The sequence below is a fragment of the Nonomuraea thailandensis genome (genome assembly GCF_024172165.1).
GTDB classification, from domain to species: Bacteria; Actinomycetota; Actinomycetes; order Streptosporangiales; family Streptosporangiaceae; genus Nonomuraea; species Nonomuraea thailandensis.
In genome coordinates this window covers 1-22,149 of record NZ_JAMZEB010000002.1, presented here as the reverse complement: position 1 = coordinate 22,149, position 22,149 = coordinate 1, and the positions used below count along the sequence as shown (strand labels likewise).

At 71.0% G+C, this 22,149-nt stretch carries 18 protein-coding genes; 2 read left to right on the top strand and 16 right to left on the bottom strand.

Annotated elements, in window-relative coordinates:
* Nucleotides 1–21: 21 nt before the first annotated feature.
* Nucleotides 22–1,140, bottom strand: a complete 1,119-nt coding sequence (gene proB, locus HD597_RS04200; protein ID WP_372513356.1) for a glutamate 5-kinase — start codon at nucleotides 1,138–1,140, stop codon at nucleotides 22–24.
* 97 nt (nucleotides 1,141–1,237) lie between these two features.
* Here proB and HD597_RS04195 point away from each other — a divergent pair, with 97 nt between their 5' ends.
* On the top strand, nucleotides 1,238–2,002 hold the full coding sequence (locus HD597_RS04195; RefSeq protein WP_253740377.1) for an SDR family oxidoreductase: 765 nt from the start codon (nucleotides 1,238–1,240) through the stop codon (nucleotides 2,000–2,002).
* 151 nt (nucleotides 2,003–2,153) lie between these two features.
* On the opposite strand, the gene obgE is transcribed toward HD597_RS04195, so the two are convergent.
* The 15 genes from obgE to HD597_RS04120 all read right to left on the bottom strand — a co-directional run bounded on the left by obgE (nucleotide 2,154) and on the right by HD597_RS04120 (nucleotide 21,039).
* Nucleotides 2,154–3,506 (bottom strand): GTPase ObgE, encoded by a 1,353-nt coding sequence (gene obgE, locus HD597_RS04190; protein WP_253740376.1) that lies wholly within the window; start codon nucleotides 3,504–3,506, stop codon nucleotides 2,154–2,156.
* Nucleotides 3,507–3,656: 150 nt separating this feature from the next.
* Entirely contained in the window at nucleotides 3,657–3,914 is a 258-nt protein-coding gene (gene rpmA, locus HD597_RS04185; protein WP_012893687.1) for a 50S ribosomal protein L27, read from the bottom strand.
* Nucleotides 3,915–3,929: 15 nt separating this feature from the next.
* Nucleotides 3,930–4,232: a 50S ribosomal protein L21 gene (gene rplU / locus HD597_RS04180; RefSeq protein ID WP_043634375.1), complete on the bottom strand. Its 303-nt coding sequence runs from the start codon at nucleotides 4,230–4,232 to the stop codon at nucleotides 3,930–3,932.
* 218 nt (nucleotides 4,233–4,450) lie between these two features.
* Nucleotides 4,451–7,882 carry an Rne/Rng family ribonuclease gene (locus HD597_RS04175; RefSeq protein ID WP_276082812.1) on the bottom strand — a complete coding sequence of 1,144 codons (3,432 nt, stop codon included), beginning with the start codon at nucleotides 7,880–7,882 and terminating at the stop codon, nucleotides 4,451–4,453.
* Between the two features lie 144 nt (nucleotides 7,883–8,026).
* A complete protein-coding gene (locus HD597_RS04170) occupies nucleotides 8,027–8,794 on the bottom strand; it encodes a TIGR03936 family radical SAM-associated protein (RefSeq protein ID WP_253740375.1) in 768 nt (255 codons plus the stop codon).
* Between the two features lie 138 nt (nucleotides 8,795–8,932).
* The gene (locus HD597_RS04165) at nucleotides 8,933–10,843 is read right to left on the bottom strand and encodes a TIGR03960 family B12-binding radical SAM protein (protein WP_253740374.1); all 1,911 of its coding nucleotides are present in this window, start codon (nucleotides 10,841–10,843) and stop codon (nucleotides 8,933–8,935) included.
* 204 nt (nucleotides 10,844–11,047) lie between these two features.
* The gene (rodA, locus tag HD597_RS04160; protein WP_253740373.1) at nucleotides 11,048–12,211 is read right to left on the bottom strand and encodes a rod shape-determining protein RodA; all 1,164 of its coding nucleotides are present in this window, start codon (nucleotides 12,209–12,211) and stop codon (nucleotides 11,048–11,050) included.
* A gap of 25 nt (nucleotides 12,212–12,236) precedes the next feature.
* Nucleotides 12,237–14,285: a penicillin-binding protein 2 gene (gene mrdA / locus HD597_RS04155; protein ID WP_253740372.1), complete on the bottom strand. Its 2,049-nt coding sequence runs from the start codon at nucleotides 14,283–14,285 to the stop codon at nucleotides 12,237–12,239.
* On the bottom strand, nucleotides 14,282–14,737 hold the full coding sequence (gene mreD, locus HD597_RS04150; RefSeq protein ID WP_253740371.1) for a rod shape-determining protein MreD: 456 nt from the start codon (nucleotides 14,735–14,737) through the stop codon (nucleotides 14,282–14,284). The genes mrdA and mreD overlap by 4 nt, the downstream gene beginning before the upstream one ends.
* 196 nt (nucleotides 14,738–14,933) lie before the next feature.
* Nucleotides 14,934–15,812 carry a rod shape-determining protein MreC gene (mreC, locus tag HD597_RS04145; RefSeq protein ID WP_253740370.1) on the bottom strand — a complete coding sequence of 293 codons (879 nt, stop codon included), beginning with the start codon at nucleotides 15,810–15,812 and terminating at the stop codon, nucleotides 14,934–14,936.
* Complete coding sequence (locus HD597_RS04140) at nucleotides 15,812–16,843, bottom strand: rod shape-determining protein (RefSeq protein WP_148443635.1); 1,032 nt, start codon at nucleotides 16,841–16,843, stop codon at nucleotides 15,812–15,814. Before HD597_RS04140 ends, mreC begins: the two co-directional genes overlap by 1 nt.
* 346 nt (nucleotides 16,844–17,189) lie before the next feature.
* Nucleotides 17,190–17,600, bottom strand: coding sequence for a nucleoside-diphosphate kinase (gene ndk, locus HD597_RS04135; RefSeq protein ID WP_185102209.1), 411 nt, complete (start codon nucleotides 17,598–17,600; stop codon nucleotides 17,190–17,192).
* Between the two features lie 156 nt (nucleotides 17,601–17,756).
* Complete coding sequence (locus tag HD597_RS04130) at nucleotides 17,757–19,397, bottom strand: hypothetical protein (RefSeq protein ID WP_253740369.1); 1,641 nt, start codon at nucleotides 19,395–19,397, stop codon at nucleotides 17,757–17,759.
* Between the two features lie 11 nt (nucleotides 19,398–19,408).
* On the bottom strand, nucleotides 19,409–19,753 hold the full coding sequence (locus HD597_RS04125) for a DUF4233 domain-containing protein (RefSeq protein ID WP_253740368.1): 345 nt from the start codon (nucleotides 19,751–19,753) through the stop codon (nucleotides 19,409–19,411).
* Nucleotides 19,750–21,039 carry a bifunctional folylpolyglutamate synthase/dihydrofolate synthase gene (locus tag HD597_RS04120; RefSeq protein WP_253740367.1) on the bottom strand — a complete coding sequence of 430 codons (1,290 nt, stop codon included), beginning with the start codon at nucleotides 21,037–21,039 and terminating at the stop codon, nucleotides 19,750–19,752. Before HD597_RS04120 ends, HD597_RS04125 begins: the two co-directional genes overlap by 4 nt.
* A gap of 278 nt (nucleotides 21,040–21,317) precedes the next feature.
* On the opposite strand from HD597_RS04120, the gene HD597_RS04115 reads away from it, so the two are divergent.
* On the top strand, nucleotides 21,318–22,046 hold the full coding sequence (locus HD597_RS04115) for a dioxygenase family protein (protein ID WP_253740366.1): 729 nt from the start codon (nucleotides 21,318–21,320) through the stop codon (nucleotides 22,044–22,046).
* Nucleotides 22,047–22,149: the final 103 nt, after the last annotated feature.

Sequence of the window (22,149 nt, the reverse complement as noted above, 5' to 3'; positions counted from 1 at the left end):
GCGCTCCTTGCCAGGGCTTGTCTAGCTGTGGGATTCCAGTATGACGATGTCGTCGCGGTGAATCAGCTCGCGTTCATATTCCGGACCGAGGGCGCTCGCCAGCTCCCGCGTGGAGCGGCCGAGCAGCCCGGGTATCTCGGTCGCGTCGAAGTTGACCAGGCCGCGGGCCACCACGAGCCCCTGGGGGCCGCACAGGTCCACCGGGTCGCCCGCCGCGAACTCGCCCTCCACCGCCGTCACCCCGGCCGGCAGCAGTGACTTGCGGCGGCCCACGATGGCCTCCACGGCGCCCTGGTCGAGGTGGAGGCGGCCGCGCCCGGTGGTGGCGTGCGCGAGCCACAGCAGGCGCGTGCCGGGATGGCGGCCCCCGGGGTGGAAGTAGGTGCCGACGTCGGCTCCGGCGAGCGCCTGGGCCGCGTGAGCGGCCGCGGTGAGCACCACAGGCACGCCCGCGCCGGTGGCGATCCTGGCCGCCTGCACCTTGGTGATCATGCCGCCGGTGCCGACGGCGGCGCCGTTCTTGCCCAGCTCGACCCCGACCAGGTCTTCGGGCCCGCGGATCTCGGCCAGCCTGCGTGAGCCGCTGCGGCTGGGCGGGCCGTCGTAGAGCGCGTCCACGTCCGACAGCAGCACCAGCGCGTCGGCGTGGATCAGATGGGCGACCAGCGCCGCGAGGCGGTCGTTGTCGCCGAAGCGGATCTCGTCGGTGGCCACCGTGTCGTTCTCGTTGACGATGGGCACGATGCCCAGCTCCAGCAGCCTGGCCAGGGTGCGCTGGGCGTTGGCGTGGTGCGCGCGCCGCATCATGTCGTCGGCGGTCAGCAGCACCTGGCCCACGCGCAGCGAGTAGCGGGCGAAGGAGGAGGTGTAGCGGGCCACCAGCACGCCCTGGCCGACGGAGGCGGCGGCCTGCTGGGTGGCCAGGTCGCGCGGTCGCGCGCTCAGCCCGAGCGGGCCCAGGCCCGCCGCGATCGCTCCGGAGGACACCAGGACGATCTGCGTCCCGGTGCGGCGCCTGGCCGCCAGCACGTCCACCAGGGCGTCGACCCGATCCACGTCGATCATGCCCTGGGGGGTGGTGAGCGAGGAGGAGCCGACCTTGACGACGACCTTCGACGCTGAGCTGATCTGTTCCCGCACGTTAGGCAGCCTATCGGCTCGCCGGTGAGCCACCGCTACCGAATCGGCGCATTGTCTGCATTGACTGCATTACTTCAACGAATATAATTTTTCACTCGTGGAAACTCGAACCTATGTCGTCACCGGCGCCGCCTCCGGCATCGGCGCGGCCACCGCCGACCACCTCGCCTCGTCGGGAGCGAAGGTGATCCGCTGCGACGTGCGCGACGCCGACGTGCTCGCCGACCTGGCCACCCCGCAGGGCCGCGACAGCCTGGTGTCGGAGGTCGATTCGGCGTCCGGCGGCAGGATCGACGGTCTCGTCGCCGTCGCCGGGCTCGCGCTGCCGTCCGAGCTGACGGTGCGGCTCAACTTCTTCGGCACCATCGCCACCCTGGAGGGCCTGCGGCCGCTCCTGGCGGCGTCCGCGCAGCCCAGAGCGGTCGCCGTCTCCTCACTGAGCGCCATCGTGGCGGCCGACGACGGCCTCGTGGAGTCCTGCCTGACCATGGACGAGGACGCCGCCGCCGCGTCCGCCCGCGCGCTCGTCGAGTCCGGGCGGGGGCGCGCCGTCTACCCGTCGAGCAAGCTCGCGCTCAACCGGTGGCTGCGCCGGGCCGCCCTGTCCTGGGCCGGGTCCGGCATCCCGCTCAACGCGGTGGCGCCGGGCGTGGTGGACACTCGGACGGCCCGTACGACGTTCCTGGACGACCCTCAGGCACGCGCCCTCGTGGCCGCCGCCATGCCGCAGCCCCTGGCCTTCCCGGGCCCGGTCGACGCGATCGCGTCCCTGCTCGCCTGGACGGTCGGCGCCGCCAACTCGTTCATGACGGGCCAGATCCTGTACGCGGACGGCGGCGCGGAAGCGACCCTCCGCGCCTGACCCGCCCTGGGGCGCCGACACCCTTCGCGCGGCGCCGGCACCCTTCGCGCGGTGCCCGCGCCCTTCGCCCGCGCCCTTTCCCAGCGCCGCCCGCGCCGCCGGTGCCCTTCGGGCGCGCCGCCGGCGCCCTCGGCGCGGCAGGGACCGGGTGCTACCCGAGACGCATGTCGGTGCCGCGTGGCCCCTGCCGCGCCGACTCGGCGCTCAGCGTCGGCTGCCAGTCGAAGACGTAACCGCCCTCCATGGGCCCGATGACCACCTCGGCGCCGGCCTTGGCGCCGGCCTTGGCCAGCTCCTCCTCCACGCCCAGCCGCTCCAGCCGGTCGGCGAGGTAGCCGACGGCCTCGTCGTTGCTGAAGTCGGTCTGCCTGATCCACCGCTCCGGCTTCTCACCGGTGATCTGGAACAGGTTGTCGTTGACCCGCCGCACCTTGAACCCGGCGTCCCCGAGCTGCTTGGGCCGGATCACCAGCCGCGTCGGCTCCTCGACGGGCTTGTTGGCCCTGGCCGCCGCGACCCACTCGCCCATCGCGTACGTCAGCTCCCGCAGCCCGTCGTGCGTGGCGGCGGAGATCGTGAACACCTGCAGCCCCTTGGCCTCGAACTCGGGCCTGACCATCTCGGCCAGCTCCCGCGCGTCGGGCACGTCGGCCTTGTTCAGCACGATCATCCGCGGCCGGTCCTCGAGCTTCCCGTACGCCCGCAGCTCCGCCTCGATCACCTCGTAGTCGGTGATCGGGTCGCGCCCCGGCTCCATGGTGGCGCAGTCGATGACGTGCACGAGCATGTCGCACCGCTCGACGTGCCGCAGGAACTCGTGCCCGAGCCCCTTGCCCTGCGACGCCCCGGGGATCAGGCCGGGCACGTCGGCGACGGTGAACACGTTCTCCCCCGCGGTCACCACGCCCAGGTTGGGGATCAGGGTGGTGAACGGGTAGTCGGCGATCTTCGGCTTGGCCGCGCTCAGCGCCGCGATCAGCGAGCTCTTGCCCGCGCTCGGGAAGCCCACCAGCGCCACGTCGGCGACGCTCTTCAGCTCCAGGATCACGTCGAGGCCGTCGCCCGGCTCGCCGAGCAGCGCGAACCCGGGCGCCTTGCGCTTGGTGCTGGCCAGCGCGGCGTTGCCGAGCCCGCCGTGCCCGCCCTGGGCGATCACGTACCGCGTGCCGGCGCCCACGAGGTCCACCAGCACCTCGCCGGTGGAGGCGTCCTTCACCACGGTTCCGTTGGGCACCGGCAGGATCACGTCCTCGCCGTTGGCGCCGTCACGGTTGGAGCCCTGGCCCTGCTTGCCGTTCTCCGCCTTGCGGTGCGGGCGGCGGTGGTAGTCGAGCAGGGTGGCGGTGTTGGGGTCGACCTCGAGGATCACGTCACCGCCGCGCCCGCCGTCGCCGCCGTCGGGGCCGCCGAGCGGCTTGAACTTCTCCCGGTGGATGGAGGCGCACCCGTTCCCCCCGTCACCGGCCGTGATGTGAAGGACCACCTGGTCCACGAAGTCCGGCATCCCCGTATTCCTCCATCACCCCCGCCAGGGGGCATCTCATTCCAGCACCGAGGCCGTGAGGCCCGGAAAACGCCAAGGGGTGGATCGACACCCGATCGAGTCGATCCACCCCTGAAGCAACAAACCCGAAGGTCGGAGAAGCGGGAAACCCTACTCCGCGACGGGAACGATGCTCACGGCCCGACGGCCGCGCTTGACACCGAACTGCACGTGACCCGCGGCCAGCGCGAACAGCGTGTCATCGCCACCACGGCCGACGTTGTCGCCGGGGTGGAAGTGGGTGCCACGCTGGCGGACGATGATCTCGCCCGCGTTGACCAGCTGGCCACCGAAGCGCTTGACGCCCAGACGCTGGGCGTTGGAGTCACGACCGTTCCGGGTGGACGACGCGCCCTTCTTGTGTGCCATCTCTCAAACTCCCGTTCAGGCCTGCTCGATACCGGTGATCTTCACCTGGGTGTACCGCTGGCGGTGACCCTGGCGCTTCTTGTAACCGGTCTTGTTCTTGTACTTGAGAATGCGGATCTTCGGGCCCTTGGTCTCGCCGAGAATCTCGGCGCTGACCGTGAACTTGCCCGCCTCGGTGGTCACATCGCCGTCGTTGACGACGAGCACCGTCGGCAGCGAAACCGAAGAGCCGACCTCGCCGGCGACCTTGTCCACCTCGAGGACGTCACCGACGGAGACCTTCTGCTGCCTGCCGCCGCAACGAACGATCGCGTACACCGCGGAACCCTTCTACTGACTTCACTGTTGTCTCGAACATCGGCCGCCTCACGAAGAGGCGGCCGCCGAATGCTGCGCCTGTCATTCGGCCTGTCTCAAACCGACGAACCGAGTAAGCGCGCCAACAGGGCACGTCACCTGACGCACCGATTCACCAGGGTACCGGATTAACGGGCCCCTAGGCGAACCGGACGGATCGTCGGAAGTCCGCCGAGCAGCTACTCGGCAGACTTGGCTCGGCGGGAGCGTCGCCGCCCTCTGCCGGAAGTCTGGTTTGCCTGGTCGTCCTCGGCCGGGACGTCCTCAAGCGCACCGGTCACGGTATCACGGCTGGAGGAGTCCTTGGCCGCGGAAACCTTGTCCGAGACCGCCTTCTCGACCGCCATCTTGCCCTGCGTGCCGCGCGGCTCCGGCTTGGTCTCCACCGGCTCGGTGGACACCAGCAGACCACGCCCGTTGCAGCACTCGCACGGCGTCGAGAACGCCTCCAGCAGGCCCTGACCGACCCGCTTACGCGTCATCTGGACCAGCCCCAGTGAGGTGACCTCGGCCACCTGGTGCTTCGTCCTGTCGCGCGCCAGGCACTCCAGCATCCGCCGCAGCACCAGGTCGCGGTTCGACTCCAGCACCATGTCGATGAAGTCGATCACGATGATGCCGCCGATGTCACGCAGCCTGAGCTGGCGGACGATCTCCTCGGCCGCCTCCAGGTTGTTCCTGGTGACGGTCTCCTCCAGGTTGCCGCCCTGGCCGGTGAACTTGCCGGTGTTGACGTCGACGACGGTCATCGCCTCGGTACGGTCGATCACCAGCGACCCGCCGCTCGGCAGCCACACCTTGCGCTCCATCGCCTTGGAGAGCTGCTCATCGATCCGGTACGACTCGAACACGTCGCCGTGCTCGCCGTCGTCCCACTTCGACAGGCGCTCCGCCAGGTGCGGGGCGACGTACTGGACGTAGTCGTCCACCGTGTCCCACGCCTCGTCGCCCTGGACGACCAGGTTCGTGAAGTCCTCGTTGAAGACGTCACGCACGACCCTGATGGTCAGGTCGGGCTCGGCGGACAGCAGCTCGGGCGGGCTGGCCGACTTGGCCTTCTTCTGGATGCTCTCCCACTGCGCCGACAGCCTGGCCACGTCGCGGGCCAGCTCCTCCTCGGAGGCGCCCTCGGCCGCGGTGCGCACGATCACACCGGCGTTCTCCGGCATGACCTTCTTCAGGATGCTCTTGAGCCGCGTGCGCTCCTTGTCGGGCAGCTTGCGGCTGATGCCGGTCATCGACCCGTCCGGCACGTACACGAGGTAACGCCCGGGAAGGCTGATCTGCGACGTCAGGCGGGCGCCCTTGTGGCCGATCGGATCCTTCGTGACCTGCACGAGCACCGACTGGCCCGACTTCAGCGCCGACTCGATCCGCTTCGGCTGGCCCTCCAGCCCGGCGGTGTCGAAGTTCACCTCGCCGGCGTACAGGACCGCGTTCCTGCCCTTGCCGATGTCCACGAACGCCGCCTCCATCGAGGGCAGCACGTTCTGCACCTTGCCGAGGTAGACGTTGCCGACGTACGACTGGCTGGCCTCGCGGTTGACGTAGTGCTCGACGAGCACGCCGTCCTCCAGCACCGCGATCTGCGTGCGGTCGCCCTGGCGGCGCACCACCATCATCCGGTCGACGGACTCGCGGCGGGCCAGGAACTCCGACTCGGTGATGATCGGCGGGCGCCGGCGGCCGAGCTCGCGCCCCTCGCGGCGGCGCTGCTTCTTGGCCTCCAGCCGGGTCGAGCCGCGCACGCTCTGCACGCCGTCGGTGGCGGTGTCGAGTGCCGCCGCACGGCCGGAGCGCGGCGCGCGGATGCGCACCACGGTGTTCGGCGGGTCGTCGCTGGCCGGCTCGGCGCCCTCGTCGCTGCCCCGGCGGCGGCGACGGCGGCGACGCCGCGACGTGGAGGCCTCTTCGTCCTGGCCCTCCTCCGCCTGCTCCTCGTCGCCCTCCTCCTCGGACTCCTCGCCGTCCTCGGCCTCGTCACGCTCGCGCGCCTTGCCGCGGCCCCTGCCGCCCCTGCGCCGGCGGCGACGCCGGCCGCCGCCCTCCTCCTCCTGCTCGTCGGAGGTGTCGAGGTCGGTCTCGTCCTCGGTGACGCTCTCGTCGACCGGCTCCTCGACCTCCTCGGGCTCGGGAGCGGGCTGCGGCTCGGCCTTGCGCTGCACGACCGGCTTGGCCTGGCTGGGGTCGGGCGCCTGGAACAGCGGCGCGAAGATGGCCGCGGGCCGCTGGAACGCGGCGCCGCCCGGCTCGACGTCCCTGCGCGCGGTCAGCCCGAAGGGGTCGGCGAGCAGGCTCGGCCGCACGTTCTCCTCGTCGAGGTCCTCGCCCGCGGGCTCGTCGTCGAGCGGCTCGTCCTCGGGCAGGATCTCCAGAATGTCCTCGTCGCCCTCGGCCTCGGCCACCTCACCGGCACCGGCCGCCTCAGCGTCCGCACGGCCCCTACGGGCACCCGCACGGCCCCTACCGGCGCCGGCCGCCGCGCGACCCGCCCCGGCGGGCTCCGCGGCCTCGCCACCGGCCACCTCAGCACCGGCGAGCCCCTCACCGGCGCCCGCCGCCGCGGCGGCCTCGCCGGCGGACACCGCGGCGCCCCCGGCCTCGCCGGCGGCCGTCGCGGCCGCCGGCGCCTGGCCGGCCCTCGCCGTGGACTTGCGCGTGCGGCGCCGCGTCGTCCCGGTCGCTCCTTCAGGCGCGACGACGGCCTCTCCTGCCGCAAGGCCGGCACCCGCGGCGACACCTTCGGCCGCGCCCGCCTGACCACCGGCACCCGTGGTCGCCTGACCACCACCACTCGTGATCGCCGCCTCGTCGCCGAACGGCGCCGCGACCTCACCACCACCGGAGGGCGCGACCACCTCGGCCCCCGCGGCGAAACCGGCCTCGGCCGCCCCGGCCCGCGCGGCGGAGTCCTCCACGGACCGCGCCTCGCCACCGGGCACCGCCGCACCGGGCACCCCGGCGGCAGGCGCCGCGGCCTCCTCCTCGGTCTTCTTACGCGTCCTGCGCCGCTTCACAGGCGCCTCCACGACGCCCTCAGCGGCCTCGCCGACCGCTCCGGCGGCATCAGGCGCACCGGCCTCCCCGAGAGCACCGGTCACACCGGTCTCACCCTCGGAAACCGCCACCGAGGCTTCCGCCTCGGCCTCCGCGGCCTTCTTCGTCGTACGTCGCCGCGTCGTCGTCGCGGTCGACCGTGTCCTGGCAGCCCTCTTCGGCTTCTCGGCCACGGCATCACCGACGGCCTCGGCCGCAGCGGCCTCCACCGGGCTTCCGGCAGCCGCACCAGCGGCCTCGGAAGCCTCATCAGCGGCGGCCGGCGCGGTCGCCGTACCGGCATCGGCCGGCCGTCCGGTCGCCGTGAGAAGCTCGGGCGCCGGCTCACCGGCGGCCCGCTGCGCGGCGCTGCTCTGCACCGCCTGCACATCGGCCACGGACGGCGCGGACTGCGCGGCGGCGACCGTGACCGGGGCGGAGGCCGGCTCCTCGGGCAGCTCCGGCGGAGGGCCCGCGGGGCGGCTGGCGGAGCGGCGACGACTGGTCACCTCGGGCTGTTCAATTGTCTCCCCGTCAGGGCCAGTGGCCCCGGCGTTGGGCTCGTTGTCGAGCATGCGGGCGCTCTCCCGTCAGCTCCCGGGCGCGTCGCCGCGCCGCGCAGGAGCCCTCGTGTCTCGTTGTCCGCCGGCGCTCTCCTGAGGAGCGCGCCGGCGCCAAGTCCTGTCAGCGGTCGTGCCAGGCTCATGCCGGGCTCGTCCTTAACCGGCGACGTGCTCACCCACCGGTCCCGCCTCGCCGCCGCGCGTGGTGTCGCGGTCAAGGTCGAGCGGGTCGGCAAGTGCACCGGTGCTCGCGTCGAGCGGCCCCTGCGCCAGCCTGGTCACCTCGGGGGGAACCGGCGGCGCGAAGTCGGCCACAAGGCGCAGCCCTGTGAGCACATCGTCGGGTCGAACGGCAGGCGTCATGTGCCGAACAACCATGCGCAGTATGACACACGGCTCTCCCTGCACCTGAGCTGCAGTTCTGTCTGTTCCCTCGGACACCGTCAGCCCCAGGACGGCCTGCCGCGCGTCGAAGCGGCGGGGACCCTTCTTGGTCAGGCGCTCGACTTCCACAGTGCCTGCCGCGAGAAACTTCTCCACCGCCACCTCGGCGGGCTCGCGATCGGCACCAGGAAGCCGCACCTGCCAGTCGGAGACCTCCAAGCGGTCGGCCAGCCCACCCTGCCCCGCCTCCACGACGTCGAGCACATCGAGCCCAGCGGGCAACGACTCGTCCAGGTGCTGTCTGACCTGGGCGGGATCGCACGGCGTGGTAACACCGATCTCGAGGTATTCGGCTTCGCTGGCGACGCCGGTCGGCGCCGCGCCCGCGTAGGAGATCTTCGGGTGGGGCGAGAAGCCCGCGCTGTAAGCCACCGGAATGCCGGCACGGCGGACCGCCCTCTCGACGGCCCGCGAGATGTCGCGGTGGCTGGTGAAGCGCAGGCGGCCGCGCTTGGCGTAACGCACACGCAGGCGCTGCACCGTGGGCGCGGGCGGAGGCCCTTCGGGAACAGGTTTCAGAGCTTGTCGTCCTTCCCTTGTAAGAGTTCCTTCGTCTCAGGATAAGCCGCCGCGGCGGATGAACGTGTACGCCGTGACACGGCTCGCCCACTGAGCGCGCTAGACCACCGTCAGAGGAAGGAGTTTCCGCCCCGTGGGGCCGATCTGGATCTCGGTGCCCATGGTCGGGCAGACGCCGCAGTCGTAGCACGGAGTCCAGCGGCAGTCTTCGACCTCACCGCCGGTGACGGCCTCCTGCCAGTCCTGCCACAGCCATTCGCGGTCGAGCCCGGCGTCGAGGTGGTCCCACGGAAGGACCTCGTTCTCCTCGCGCTCGCGCGTGGTGTACCAGTCGACGTCGACGCCCGCCTTGTCGGCGGCGGCCATCCAGCGCTCGTAGGAGAAGTGCTCGCTCCACCCGTCGAAGCGGCCGCCGTCCTCCCAGACGGCCCTGATCACGGCGCCGACCCTGCGGTCGCCCCGCGACAGGAGCCCTTCCACGATGGACGGCTTGCCGTCGTGGTAGCGGAAGCCGATGGCGCGGCCGTAGTTCTTGTCGCCTCTCAGCGAGTCGCGCAGCGCCTTGAGCCGTCTGTCGACGGTCTCGTGGTCGGCCTGGCCCGCCCACTGGAACGGTGTGTGCGGTTTGGGCACGAAGCCGCCGATGGAGACCGTGCAGCGGATGTCGCGGCTCCCGGTCGCCTCGCGGCCCGCCTTGATGACCTTCTTGGCCAGGTCGGCGATGCCGAGCACGTCTTCGTCCTGCTCGGTGGGCAGCCCGCACATGAAGTAGAGCTTGACCTGGCGCCACCCCTGCGAATAGGCCGTGGTGACGGTGCGGATCAGGTCTTCCTCGGTGACCATCTTGTTGATCACCTTGCGCATGCGTTCCGAGCCGCCCTCGGGCGCGAACGTCAGGCCCGAGCGCCTGCCGTTCCTGGAGAACTCGTTGGCCAGGTCGATGTTGAACGCGTCGACCCGGGTCGAGGGCAGCGACAGCGAGGTGTTGGTGCCCTCGTAGCGGTCGGCCAGGCCCTTGGCGACCTCGCCGATCTCGGAGTGGTCGGCGGACGACAGCGACAGCAGCCCGACCTCGTTGAAGCCGGACTCCTTGATGCCGTTGTCGACCATCGCGCCGATCGTGGTGATGGAGCGCTCGCGCACCGGGCGCGTGATCATGCCGGCCTGGCAGAAGCGGCAGCCCCGCGTGCAGCCGCGGAAGATCTCCACGCTGAACCGCTCGTGCACCGTCTCGGCCAGCGGCACCAGCGGTTTCTTGGGGTAGGGCCACTCGTCGAGATCCATCACGGTGTGCTTGTGCACCCGCCACGGCACCTCGGCCCGGTTGGGCGCGACCCGCTTGATGCGGCCGTCGGCGTGGTATTCGACGTCGTAGAACTTCGGCACGTAGACCCCGCCGGACTCGGCGAGCCGCATCAGCACCTCGTCGCGCCCGCCGGGGCTGCCCTCGGCCTTCCACTCGCGGATGACCTCGGAGATGGCGATGGAGATCTGCTCCCCGTCACCGAGCACGGCCGCGTCGAGGAAGTCGGCGATCGGCTCGGGGTTGAAGGCCGCGTGGCCGCCGGCGAGCACGATCGGGTCGTCCTCGCCCCGGTCGGCGGCCAGCAGCGGGATGCCGGCCAGATCGAGCGCGGTCAGCATGTTGGTGTAGCCGAGCTCGGTCGAGAACGACACGCCGAGCACGTCGAAGGCGCGCACCGGCCGGTGCGCGTCCACGGTGAACTGCGGGACGCCCTCGGCCCGCATGAGCGCCTCGAGATCCGGCCAGACCGCGTACGTGCGCTCGGCCAGCGTGCCCGGGAGCTCGTTGAGGATCTCGTAGAGGATGGCCACGCCCTGGTTGGGCAGCCCGACCTCATAGGCGTCCGGGTACATCAGGGCCCAGCGCACGTCCGCCGCGTCCCAGTCCTTGACGGTCGAGTTGAGCTCACCCCCGACATACTGGATGGGCTTCTGCACCTTGGGCAGCAGCGCTTCCAGGCGGTGGAAAATCGACTCGACAGGCATACCGTCAAGGGTAGCGGCGCTCAGACGGTGGCAGGTCCGGGGATGTCGATGTCGTTTCCACTGAGCACCACGATGTGGTGCCCCTCGTAGCAGGTCAGCTCGACGGCGATGACCCCGCTGTCCAGATTGTGCACGGCGGCGACGTGATTCGCTGGTAGCAGGAAGCGTTCGCCGCACTCATCGCAATAAGCCAGGAACATACCTCTAATTAAACGACTGTCTTCGCACCCTGATGGCCTGGAGAAGCCCAACTGCAATGAGATTGGCGAACGTGGCGGTGCCGCCGTACGACACGAAGGGCAGCGGCAGCCCGGTGATCGGCATGATCCCGATCGTCATGCCCACGTTGATGAACGTCTGGAACGCGAACCAGCACACGATCGTGCCCGCGACGAGAGTCCCGAACCGGTCCTCGCACTGCCTGGCGATCTTCAGCCCGCGCAGCAGCACCACCCCGAGCAGCAGCACCACGGTGACCGACCCGAGGAAGCCGAACTCCTCCCCCGCCACGGTGAAGATGAAGTCGGTGTGCTGCTCCGGCACGAACCGCCCGGTCGTCTGCCCGCCGCCGAGCAGCCCCTTGCCCAGGAGCTGCCCGGAGCCGATCGCGATCATCGACTGCGTGCTGTTGTAGCCGACCCCGCGCGGGTCCACGCTCGGGTCGACGAACGCCGTGAACCGCGCCACCTGGTACGGCTCCAGCATCTGGAAGTAGAACACCGAGAACATCCCGGCGCCCGCGACCATCGTCAGCCCCCCGATCCACCGCTTGCGCATCCCCGCGATGATCAGCCCGGCGGCCGTGATCACGGCGAGCACCATCGCCGTGCCCAGGTCCGGCTGGAGCATCACCAGCCCCATCGTGATCGAGGCGCACACGAGCACCAGCGTCACGTCCAGCCCGCGCGGCCGATCACTGCCCTCGGCGGGCTGGGCCAGCAACATCGCGATGATGAGCAGCAGCCCGACCTTGGCGAACTCCGACGGCTGCACCGCGAACCCGCCGCCGAGCAGGATCCACGAGTGCGACCCGTTGATCGTCGCGCCCAGCGGTGTGATCACCAGCCCCAGCCCGACCAGCGACAGCAGGAACACCAGCGGCGCGTACGCCCGCATCGCCCGGTGGTCCACCATGGCCACGATCCCGCACAGCACCACGCCGATCGTCTCGTTGAGCAGGTGCTTCTTCACCAGCCCCGTCGAGCCCGGCGCCCAGGTCCTGGTGGACGACCACACCAGCAGCGTGCCGATCACGCACAGGCCGGCCACCGCGACCAGCATCAGCCCGTCGAGCCGGCGCACGGTGGAGTTCTCGGCGGTGATCCGCCGGAACAGTGAGGGCCGCCGCACGGCCGCTGTCCGCGCCATCACCTCCGCCCTCCCGCATGCGTGCTCATCCCCGGATCACCGTGCCGTCCGGCGCGAAGCGCGGCAGCCGCGTGGTCAGCCGCCCGCCGTTGGCCACGGCGGGCTTGCGCTTGATGCCGTAGATGCCCTCATAGATCTCCCGTACGGCCGGAGCGGCCGTCTGCGCGCCCATCCCGCCCTGCGACACCATGGCGACCACCACGTACTGGGGGTTCTTCGTGGGCGCGAACGACGCGAACCACGAGGTGTCCTGCTTGCCCCAGACCTCGGCGGTGCCCGTCTTGCCGCCCACCCGGACCTTGTTCATCGGGAACCCGGCGAAGGCCCCCGCCGCCGTGCCATCCGCGGCCACCTGGCTCAGCGCGTTCTTGATGTAGAGCCGCTCCTTCTCGCTGAGCGGCAGCTTGCCGACCACCGGCACGGGGATGGTCCTGACCACCTTGCCGTCGGGCCGCACCTGCGCCCACCCGATGCGCGGGCTGCGCACCTTGCCGTCGCTCACCAGCGCCGCGTACGCCCGGGCCAGTTGCATCGGCGTGACCAGCACGTCGCCCTGCCCGATGGAGAAGTTGGCCGAGTCACCCGGCCGCAGCAGGAAGCCCTCGGTGCAGTTCTCCAGCGCCAGCCGCTTCAGGAACTCGGCGCGCGCCCTGTCCTTCTCCTCCGGATAGCCCTTGCGCGACCGCTCGCAGTTGATCGCGCTGGTCTGCTGCCACAGCTCCTTCTTCCAGGCCCGGTCGGGGATCCGCCCGCCGGACTCGCCCGGCAGGTCCACGCCGGTGGGGCTGCCGAACCCGAACGCCCGCGCTATGTTGGCGAACACCTCCTTGGGCTTGCGCTTCGGGAAGCGCCCGCCGTCCTTCAGGTACTGCTCGTACGCCGCCCGGTAGAAGATCGTGTCGCACGACTTGACCAGCGCCGTGTGCAGGGACAGCGTGCCCAGCGCGATGCCGCGGAAGTTGTTGAAGGCCCGGCCGCCCACGGCGTACGAGCCCGGGCAGGAGTAGTGGCCGTTGAGCGGGTATCCCGCGCGCAGCATGGACGCCACCGACGACACCTTGAACGTCGAGCCGGGCGCGAACTGCCCGTTGATCGCCCGCGACACGAGCGGCTTGCCGGACTTCTCCGACAGCAGCCACTGGTAGCCCCGCGCCGAGATCCCGCCCGCCCAGATCTCCGGGTCGTACCCGGGCGCGCTGGCCAGCGCCACGACCCGCCCCGTACGCGCGTCGAGCACCACCGCGGCCCCGCCGTCGGCCGACGGCGCCGACTTCATCGCCTTGTCGAGCGCCTTCTCGGTCACCGTCTGCACGCGGGAGTCGATGCTGGTCACGAGGTGGTCGCCGGGGATGGGGGTGATCTGCTCCTCCACGCCGAGCGCCTTGCCCATCCGGTCGACCTGCACCCTGCGCAGCCCGGACTTGCCCCGCAGCGCGTCGTCGTAGACGTATTCGAGCCCGTCGCGCCCCGCCAGGTCCACCCCGGAGAAGCTGGCCTTGAGGCCCTCCCGCTTCTCCAGCTCGGCCTCGGTGACGGGCTGCAGGTAGCCGAGCATCTGCGCGCCGGCCCTGCCGCCGGGATACTGCCTGACGGAGTGGATCTCCGCCGTCACCCCGGGGAACTCCTCCTGCCGCTCCAGGATCTGCAGCGCCTCGCGCGTGTCGACCTTCTCGTCCAGCGGCACGGGCTGGTACGGCGACCCCGTCCAGCACGGCTTGCCGACGTTGGGGCCGCACGGCGTGATGCGCTGCTGCAGGTCCGACACGGGCCGCCCGAGCACCGCCGACAGCTTGCTCAGCACCTTGACGCCGCCGTCCTTCATCCTCGACAGGCGGGTCCTGTCGACGGAGACGACCAGCGCGGTCTTGTTGCGCACCAGCGGCCGGCCCGAGGAGTCGAGGATCTGCCCGCGCACCGCCGGCACGATGACCGCGCGTGTCCTGGTCTCCGTGGCCCGCGTGACGAACTCCTGCCCGCGCACCACCTGTACCTGCCACAGCCGCACCGCCAGCACGACGAGCAGCGTCAGCACCAGCACGTGCAGCACCAGCAGCCGGGCCCGCATCCTGGTCATGGCGCGAATCTCTTTCTGGTGGTCAGCCAGATCACGACCGGCGAGACGAGCAGCGTGTAGACGATCGTGACCGGCACCTGCTCGATCAGCGTGGACATCGTCACGCGGGGATCGGAGATCAGCCCGCCCACGGCCGCCGCCAGCAGCGGCGCCATCAGCACGCACAGCACGACGGTCGTCACGGGGCCGCCCGCGCCCCGCCCGGCGACGTAGCCGACCAGCGCGAGCACGAACGCGTACTGGCCCATGAGATGAGCGGTCGGCGGCATGACGTCGACCAGCAGCCCGGCGAAGAACCCGAGCACCGCCCCCGGCGCGGGCCCTCTGACCAGCGCGGCCCCGATGACGGTCAGCAACACGAGATCGGGCGCTCCGCCGGCGGGCAGCGGCACCCGGTTGACGAGCATCACCTGCGCCAGCAACGCCAGCACGACGGAAACACCCCCGATCACCGCGCCCCCTCCTCGCCCGCCGGCCCCACGCCGGCCCCGCCGATCACCACGCCGTCAACGGCCCCGCGCACCCGCCTCACCGACAACAGGACACAGCAGGCGCCCCCGCGCCTGCCCGCGAGCGCCGCTGGGCAGCCCCCCTTGCGCCTCCTCGCGCCCGCCGCCTGGCAGGCGCCCTTACGGCAACGTCCTCTCCTCACCGCGAGCCCTCCTTGGAGGGCAGCACCGCGTCACGCGGGTCCCGCTTCGGCGCCTCCACCACCACGCCGACCACGTCGAGAGCGGTCAGATCCGCGTACGGCCTGGCGTAGGCGATGCGCGTCAGCTCCCCGGGCGTGGACTCCACCCGCTCGATGACCCCGATCGGCACCCCCGGCACGTACGGCCGCGCGTGCTGGGAGCCGAAGCTCACGATCCGCCCGCCCCTGGCCATCGCCGCCGTGGAGTCGAGCAGCCGGAACTGCACGAGCCGCCCGTGCTCCCCCACCCCGTGCACGACGCCGATCTCCTTGCCGCCTTCCAGCCGCGCCCCGGCGGCCGAGGCGGGATCGCTGAGCAGCACCACCGTCGACGTACGGGCGGAGGCGTGCAACACCCGCCCGACCAGCCCGTCGCCGTTGAGCACGGTCATCTCCGACCGCACCCCGTCGTTGGTGCCGATGTCGATCTGCACCGCGTCCTCGAACCCGGGCTGGCCCCGTCTGGCGACGACGTTGCCGGTGACCACCTTGTATCCGCCGGCCCCGGCCAGCCCGACCAGCCGATCCAGCTCCTTGGAGCGGTCGGCGTTCAGCTTGCCTGCCAGCAGCCCCGCGCGCAGCTTCGCGTTCTCCGCCTTGAGCGCCTCGATGCGCTCCCTGGAGGCGGGCGCGGTCAGGATCGCGTGCACGAATGTGCTGACGGGGCGCAACACCCCGCCGCCGAACTGCTCCGCCGTGCCGAACAGATAGGACCCGGCCGCGCGCAGCGGGCGCAGCGGTGAGCTCTCGCCGGTGCGGTGGTCGACGGTCAGGATGACCAGTGCCGCCGCCAGCAGCACTCCCAGGATCAGCCGGGCACGGCGTGAATCTCTCATCAGTGTCGCGACTCCGGCACCAGGACCTGCTGCAGGGCCTCGAACTCCTCGGCGCACTTGCCCGACCCGATGGCCACCGAGTCGAGAGCGTTGTCGACCAGGTGGACGGGCATGCCCGTCTCGGCCTTGACCCGCTCGTCGAGCCCCTTGAGCAGGGCTCCGCCGCCGGTGAGCGCGATGCCGCGGTCCATGATGTCGCCGGACAGCTCGGGCGGGCACTTGTCGAGCGTGGTCTTGACCGCGTCGACGATCGCGTTGACCGGCTCCTCGGTGGCCTTCCTGATCTCCTCGCTGGAGACGATGATCGTCTTGGGCAGCCCGCTGACCAGGTCGCGTCCGCGGACCTCCGCGTGCGCCTCCTCGCCGAACGGGCAGGCCGAGCCGATGGCGATCTTGATCTCCTCGGCGGTGCGCTCGCCGAGCATCAGCGAGAACTCCTTCTTGGCGAACGCGATCACCGCCTGGTCGAGCTCGTCGCCGCCGATCCTGATCGACTGGCTCGTGACCACGCCGCCCATCGAGATGATCGCCACCTCGGTGGTGCCGCCGCCGATGTCGACGACCATGTTGCCCGTCGGCTCGTGCACCGGCAGCCCGGCCCCGATGGCGGCGGCCATCGGCTCCTCGACGATGTAGACCTTCCTGGCCCCCGCCTGGTAGCCGGCCTCCTTCACCGCCCGCTGCTCAACGCTGGTGATGCCACTGGGCACGGCGATGATGATGCGCGGCTTGGCGAAATGTCGCCGCCGATGCACTCGTTGAATGAAATATCGCAACATCCGCTCAGTGACGTCGAAATCCGCGATCACACCGTCCTTGAGCGGACGGACCGCGATGATGTTGCCAGGTGTGCGGCCGATCATTCGTTTGGCTTCGATGCCGACCGCCACAATCTTGCCGGTCGCCGTGTTGATCGCGACGACTGATGGCTCGTTGAGCACGATGCCACGACCACGCACGTAGACCAGCGTGTTGGCGGTGCCCAGGTCGACCGCCATGTCACGGCCGAGGAACGCGAGCTTGCTGCCCATGGGGAACGGAGCCCTCCGTAACGTCGTTCGCGAATGACTACGGATTGAATTCGAATCGTAACGTGACGTACCCACCGATGCGCGCAATGAGCCATCGCGCCCATCAAAAATCTCCAGCCCCTACCTCAACCGCAATTTTGCCCGGATTGCACCACAACATCCGCTGAGGCTCTGGAACGATCCAACAACCAACCGCGAGAAACCATACGGTAAGCAGCCGACAAAATTCAGCCGCGCCGCACCCGCGGGCCGGTCACGCGGACGCCCTATTCCACGTTCCGGCATGAAAAACGCGCGCCCCCGCGGCCGAAGCCGCGAAGACGCGCGCGGAAAACCCTCGAACGGCCTAGAACCGGTCCGGGAAGAAGATCTTGACCTCGCGGGCCGCCGACTCGGGCGAGTCGGAGCCGTGCACCACGTTCTCACCGATCTCGAGGGCGTGGTCGCCGCGGATCGTCCCCGGAGCCGACTTGACGGGGTCGGTGGCGCCGGCCAGCGCGCGGAAGGCCTCGACGGCACGCGGCCCCTCCAGCACCATGGCGACGAGCGGCCCCGAGGTGATGAACTCGACGAGCTCGCCGAAGAACGGCCGCTCGGAGTGCTCGGCGTAGTGCGCCTTGGCGGTGTCGGCGTCGAGGGTGCGCAGGTCCATCGCCACGACCTTGAGGCCCTTGCGCTCCACACGGGCGATCACGTCACCGATGAGGCCGCGCTTAACCCCGTCGGGCTTGATCAGGACAAGAGTGCGCTCGGACACTTGGAGTTCTCCTTCGAACAGAGTGGGGTCGCGACTGCAGGCATCGGGCCTGGTCGCGAAGACGCGTCGCGGGGCACGTGCCCACGCGGCGCCGTAGCAGGGCCCTCAGCTTACCGTCCCCGGCCCCGCCCTCGTTTTCCGCGACCGCGGCCGAGCCTAGGAAGGCGCGCCGCCGTCCTCGGGAGAATGCCCCTGAGGCGGCACGGCGGGCCCGGCCCCCTCGTCCTCGGACGCGGCCCCGGCCTGGTCGAAGGCCCCTCGGGCGGCCACGGGCAGCACCACGCGGGGGATCGCGCCGGTGGGCCCTTCCTCCTCCTCCGCGTCGTCGTCCCTGCCCGGCGCCGGCACGAGCAGCACGTCCACGGGATCAGCGGTGGGGATGCCCGCACAAGGCGGGTCCGTCAGCGGCACCGGCTCCGCCGGCGCGGCGCCCGTCCCGGAACGCCGGGCCATCACGGCCGCCAGGACGATGATGGCCACCACGAGGAACCCGCCGATCAGCGCCCACCAGTGCAACGCCTCCACGAAGCTGTCGACCAGCTCCTGAGCCGACCGGACCCCGTCCAGCATGGCCATCTGCACTCCCGTGCCGAGCAGGAACCCCGCCAGCACGCCCGTGCAGCCCAGTGACAGCCCGAACACCGCCGCCCCGACGCCCACCTCCTGCAACGCCGCCGTCAGCGCCACCGCAGCGCCCACCGCGAGCAGGCTGAACGGCACCGTGAGCACCATCCCGTCGGCCGACGGCACCACGATCCGCACCGAGCAGAGCCCGGCCACCATGGCCAGCAGCCCCAGAGGAGCCAGCCAGCGCCCGGCCGCCCGGGTGAGCAGCCGCACCGCCACCGAGGCGGCGACCGCGAGCACCCCCGCCACGGTGTACGGCACCCACAGGCCACGCAGCCCAGGACCGCCGAGCCCGCCCATCTCCACCAGCGTGACCTGCGCCGCGCTGGGCAGCAGCACCACACCCACCGCCACCATCGTGTACGCCAGCGTGCGGCCGGAAGCGACCCCGATCGAGGCCAGCGCCAGCAGCCCCAGGACCGCCACCGCCGCCAGCAGGACCACCAGCAGGGCCCGCCACCCCTCGCTCGCCGTGCTGATCGCCACGACCGCGATGGCCGCGGCGGGCACGGCCGCCAGCAGCAGCCGCCCGCGCTCGCGCAGATCAGGGGCGGGCGTCTCCGGCCGCCCGAGCAGCATCCACGCGACCAGGTGAACCGCGGCCAGGCCGAGCGCCACACCCGTCACCATCGGGTACGGCTGCAGCGTGACCCGCCAGCTGCTCACCGCGTCGAGCGGCCACAGCGCCAGCGCCTGCGCCGCGAGCAGGCTGAGACCGAACACCCCCACCCACAGGGCCCGCAGCACCGGCAGGCGGTCCCACACGGCCGCCAGCGTGGTGGTGAGCACGAGGCCGGCGCCGATGCCGCGCAGCACGCGCACCGCGCCGACGACGAGCTCGGAGTCCGCGTACCCGCCCGCGGCGTCGGACAGCGCCACCAGCGCCAGCGCGCCGACCAGCAGGTGAGCGGCGGGCACCCGCCGCAGCGCCACGCCCGCCAGCGGGACGGCCAGCATCAGCGCGGGCAGGGCGAGCCCGTGCGTGCGCATGAGCCCGGCGTGGTCGAGGCCCAGCGGGAGCAGCCTGGCGACGACGGACAGCGTGTTGGGGATCGCGACGACCGCCAGCGGCAGCGACGCCACGACGAGGAGCCCGAGCAACGTGTCGAGCAGCCAGGGATGTCTGAGGCGCGCCTGATGCGGCGGCCGCGTGCTTGGGGGGACGGCCATAGAGGCCGACTTTAGCGGGAAGTAGCGCCCTCGACACGGCGAGCGACGATAATCACTGTGATCCACAGTGCGGTGAAGATCGCGCCGAGGAAGAACATGGTCGTCACGACGAAGCCCGTGCAGATCGCCAGCACCTGGACGACGCTGCCGAGCACGTACCCGAAGGGCCGCTTGAGCAGGCCCGCAGCGACCACGCACAGCACGGCCAGACCGATGCCGACCGTCACGGCGAGCGCCGGCTCGACGCCGCCCACGCTGATCGCCACCGGCGTGATGAGCCCGGCCACGATCGCCTCCATGCCGAGCACGCTCGCGCCGAGCCTGCGCATGCCGGGTGTGACCTCGAAGTTCATCATGTGCCGTCCGCCTTGAGCAGCAACCGCGCGTCGCCCGCCGTCACGACGGACCCGGTGATGAGCACTCCCGTGCCGCTGAACTCGCCCTCGGCATCGGCCATGCCGATCGCCCTGTCGATGGCGTCGTCGAGCCGCTCGACGACGTGGACGCGCTCCTCGCCGAACAACGGCTCGGCCAGGGCCGCCAGCTCCTCGGCGGACATGGACCTGGGCGAGGAGTTGCGGGTCACGACGATCTCGTCGAGGACCGGCTCCAGCAGCTCCAGCAGCCCCGCCACGTCCTTGTCGTGCATGACCCCGACCACGCCGATCACCTTGGCGAAGTCGAACGCCTCGTGCAGCCCGTCGAGCGACGCCTGCATGCCGCCCGGGTTGTGCGCGGCGTCGATCACCACCGTGGGGGTGCGCCGCACGACCTCCATCCGCCCCGGAGAGGACGCCTGCGCGAACGCGGCGCGTACGAGCTCCACGTCGAGCGGATCGTCACCGCCGGTCAGCGCCTCGACGGCGGCCAGCGCGCACACGGCGTTGCTCGCCTGGTGGGCGCCGTACAGCGGCAGGTAGACCTCGTCGTAGACGCCCTTGAGCCCGCGCAGCGTGAGCAACTGCCCGCCGATCGCGACCTCCCGGCTCAGCACGCCGAACTCCAGCCCCTCGCGCGCCACGACCGCGCCGACGTCGGCCACGCGCCGCATCAGCACCTCGGCGGCCTCCAGCTCCTGCTGGGCGAGGATGGTGGTCGCGCCGGCCTTGATGATGCCGGCCTTCTCTCCGGCGATGCTCGGGATGTCGGGACCGAGCCGGTCGGTGTGGTCGAGGGAGATCGGCGTGATCACCGACACGGTGCCGTCGGCGACGTTCGTCGCGTCCCACGACCCGCCCATGCCCGTCTCGACGACGGCGACGTCGACCGGCGTGTCGGCGAACGCCGCGAACGCCATGGCCGTCAGCAGCTCGAAGAACTGGATGCGCCGGCCCTGCGTGTCGGCCAGCTCGACGTATGGAATGACCTCCTCGTAGACCTGGGAGAAGCGCTCCTCGCTCAGCGGCTCACCGTCCACGGTGATCCGCTCGCGCATCGACACCAGATGAGGGCTGGTGAACCGCCCCACCCGCAGGTTGCGCTCCCTGAGCAGCGTCTCGGTCAGCCGCGCCGTGCTCGTCTTGCCGTTGGTGCCGGCGATGTGTATGACCGGGTACGCCCGCTGCGGCGAGCCGAGCAGGTCAAGGAGGGCCGCGATCCGATCGAGCGTCGGCTCGAAATCCCACTCGACGCCACGATCCATGATCGCGCGTTCTACCGCACGATAATCCACCCTTCAACCCTACTGACCGCCGACAGCGGTCCGTACGCGGGGCGAACATATTGCCGGACATATAGAAAAGTGGAGGGTACTCACCCGGACGGCCCGGGTGCCACCTTGGGAAACAGCCCGCCCCACCCCCCGGCGGGCCGCTCTTCAAGGAGGCAATCGTGGACGGCGAGCACACTCGCGCGGATAACCAAGGCGGCATCAGCAGAAAGACGCTTTTCAAGGCGGCACTCATAGCGACACCGGTCCCCTTGCTCCTCGGACAGGTGCCGGCCCTCGCCCGGCAGACGGCCGAGAGCGGCGGCCCGCTCACTCCCACCCCGTACTGCGACGACGGCGACGACCCCACCATCCCCCAGATGGAGGGCCCGTACTTCAAGCCGAACTCCCCCCAGCGCGCGGTCCTGCCCGGCGCCGGCACGCCGCTCACCGTCAGCGGGTACGTCTTCGGTCTCGCCTGCCAGCCCCTGGCCAACGTGCTGCTGGACTTCTGGCAGGCCGACAACAGCGGCGCCTACGACAACATCACGTACAACTTCCGCGGCCACCAGTACACCAACGCCCAGGGCGCCTTCAAGCTCACCACGATCGTGCCCGGCCTCTACCCCGGCCGCACCAGGCACCTCCACGTCAAGGCCCAGGCCCCCGGCCGGCCGATCCTGACGACGCAGCTGTACTTCCCCGGCGAGCCGCGCAACAACACCGACACCATCTTCGATCCCCGCCTCCTGATGACCGTCCGGACGGTGGGGACGGGAAGGGAGGCCACGTTCGACTTCGTGCTCAACGTCCCGGGCATACCGCCCACGGACCCCCCGACGAGTCCGCCTCCGGGCGGCGGCACCTGGCAGGTTGGGGTGACCTACCAGGCGGGTGACCGGGTCACTCATGGCGGCGCGACCTACCGGTGTCTGCAGGGGCACCAGGCACAGGCGGGCTGGGAACCACCCAATGTGCCCGCGTTGTGGCAACGCGCCTGACCCACACGGTCCCCGAACGCAAGAGAGGGCCACTCCAGCTGCTGGGAGTGGCCCTCGTTGCACCAAAAAAGAAGGGCCCCGACGCTAGGCGTCGGGGCCCTTC

Coding starts and splice junctions, on each gene's coding strand:
- obgE (WP_253740376.1), bottom strand. CDS start 3,506: ATGCCGGACTTCGTGGACCAGGTGGTCCTTCACATCACGGCCGGTGAC.
- rpmA (WP_012893687.1), bottom strand. CDS start 3,914: ATGGCACACAAGAAGGGCGCGTCGTCCACCCGGAACGGTCGTGACTCC.
- HD597_RS04175 (WP_276082812.1), bottom strand. CDS start 7,882: ATGCTCGACAACGAGCCCAACGCCGGGGCCACTGGCCCTGACGGGGAG.
- HD597_RS04165 (WP_253740374.1), bottom strand. CDS start 10,843: ATGCCTGTCGAGTCGATTTTCCACCGCCTGGAAGCGCTGCTGCCCAAG.
- rodA (WP_253740373.1), bottom strand. CDS start 12,211: ATGGCGCGGACAGCGGCCGTGCGGCGGCCCTCACTGTTCCGGCGGATC.
- mrdA (WP_253740372.1), bottom strand. CDS start 14,285: ATGACCAGGATGCGGGCCCGGCTGCTGGTGCTGCACGTGCTGGTGCTG.
- mreC (WP_253740370.1), bottom strand. CDS start 15,812: ATGAGAGATTCACGCCGTGCCCGGCTGATCCTGGGAGTGCTGCTGGCG.
- HD597_RS04140 (WP_148443635.1), bottom strand. CDS start 16,843: ATGGGCAGCAAGCTCGCGTTCCTCGGCCGTGACATGGCGGTCGACCTG.
- HD597_RS04130 (WP_253740369.1), bottom strand. CDS start 19,397: ATGGCCGTCCCCCCAAGCACGCGGCCGCCGCATCAGGCGCGCCTCAGA.
- HD597_RS04125 (WP_253740368.1), bottom strand. CDS start 19,753: ATGATGAACTTCGAGGTCACACCCGGCATGCGCAGGCTCGGCGCGAGC.
- HD597_RS04120 (WP_253740367.1), bottom strand. CDS start 21,039: ATGGATCGTGGCGTCGAGTGGGATTTCGAGCCGACGCTCGATCGGATC.